Source organism: Kitasatospora sp. NPDC007106, from assembly GCF_040634455.1.
Taxonomy (GTDB): Bacteria; Actinomycetota; Actinomycetes; order Streptomycetales; family Streptomycetaceae; genus Kitasatospora; species Kitasatospora arboriphila.
In genome coordinates, this window is record NZ_JBEYFP010001139.1 from 1 (window position 1) to 1,612 (window position 1,612).

At 77.5% G+C, this 1,612-nt stretch carries 2 protein-coding genes and 1 pseudogene; all 3 read left to right on the forward strand.

Going from position 1 to position 1,612, the window contains the following annotated elements:
- A pseudogene (locus ABZ641_RS36535) lies at window positions 1-228 on the forward strand (ribonuclease HI); the annotation flags it as partial.
- Window positions 229-346: 118 nt separating this feature from the next.
- Window positions 347-547, forward strand: coding sequence for a hypothetical protein (locus ABZ641_RS36540; protein WP_359988836.1), 201 nt, complete (start codon window positions 347-349; stop codon window positions 545-547).
- Window positions 548-747: 200 nt separating this feature from the next.
- A partial coding sequence (locus tag ABZ641_RS36545; RefSeq protein ID WP_359988838.1) for a squalene/phytoene synthase family protein occupies window positions 748-1,612 on the forward strand: 865 nt, incomplete at its 3' end.

Genomic DNA, 1,612 nt, shown 5'->3' on the forward strand with positions numbered 1-1,612 from the left:
CCGGCCCGCCGCCCCCGCGCCTCCCGCCCGGCCTCCGGTGCCGCCTCCGGTGCTTCCGGTGCCGCTTCCGGTGTTACCGGTGCCTCCGGTGCGGCCGCGTCGTCCGGCGGGGCCCGGCGGACCCTCGCCGCCCGCTTCCCCGGCACCTGCCCGTGCGGGCGCGGGTACGGCAAGGGCGAGCGGATCACCCGGGTCGGCGAGAGCTGGGGGCACCCGGACTGCGCGTGACGGCCGCCGACCTCGGCGTGTACGGCGTCCGGGGCCCCGGTGTGTTCGGCGTCCGGGCCCCGGCCCCGGGCGCGGCGTAGCATCGGGAGCATCGGGACCAGCAGGGGCGGAGAGTCCGATGAGCAGCAATCCCGCACAGCACCGGCCGGCCGACGTGACGGACCCGGAGTGGTCCGCCCTCGATGCCTCGCCTCCCCACCACCGTGAGTCCGCCGCGCGCCGGCAGGCCGCGGCCCAGTACGGCGGCGACGACGACCTGATGGGTCCGTCGTCCGCCGTGTACCCGCACCCGCCGACCAAGGACGACGAGCCGGACTGAGTGGCGCCGCAGCGCCCCGCCCCGTCCGGTCGGGGGTCGCGCCGAGGCGCGCCCGGACGGCGGGGAATCCGCAGGTGGGTGGCCCGGTGCGGCCCGGCCGCAGGGCGTCACCGATCATGGATGCGTTCCTGTGCGGTGGGTGGAGAGGTGTCCGGGTGTATTCGTGGCGGCAGTGTCTCGTCGAGGCCGGAGTGGCCGGAGTGAGCGGTTCCGGAGCGGACGGTGCCGGAGCGGCCGGCGCCGGGCAGGACGGCTCCGGGGCGGTCGGTGCCGCGCTGGCCCGGGACTACGGGGAGGCCGCCCGGTTCCTGCGCCGTCGCGAGCCCGCGCTGTTCGCCGCGGTGCGGCTGCTCGGTGTCGCGGCGTACCAGCCGCACGCCGTCGCCGGCTACGCGTTCGCCTGCTACACCGACGACCTGTGCGACCAGGGGGCGCCGCAGGTCCGGGCCGAGCGGTTCGCGCACTGGCGGGACCAGGTCGGTGCAGCGCTGGCCGGTGAGGAGTGCGGACAGCCGCTGGCACGGGCCTTCGCGCACTCGGTGCGGCTGCGCGGGCTCCCCCGGCACTGGATCGAGGACTACCTCGCCGGTGCGCGGGCCGACCTGGACTTCACCGGTTTCGCGACCGAGGCCGACTACCAGGCGTACGTCGACCGGCTGTCGTGGCCGTTCACCATGCTGACCGCCGGGCTGGTGCACATCGGCGGCGGGGACGAGCGCTACGCCGCGGCCGGCCGGGCGCTCGCCGACGCGTGGCAGCGGCTGGACTTCCTGATCGACCTGGCCGAGGACCTGCGCGGGGGCCGGCTGTACCTGCCCGAGCAGAGCCTCGCCGACCACGGGGTGACCCGGGAGGACCTGGCGGCCGGGCGCCGCACGGACGGCGTCGAGCACCTGGTGGCGGACCTCGCGGACCTGGCCGAGAAGGCGCTGCTGCAGGCGGACGCGATCCTGGAGGTGCCCGCGGAGTACCGCCCGCTGAGCCGGATGGCGCTGCGGCTGGCCCGCCGCCGGCTGGCGGCTGTCCGCCGGGCCGGCGCGGGCGTCGCCGAGGGCCCCGTCCGCG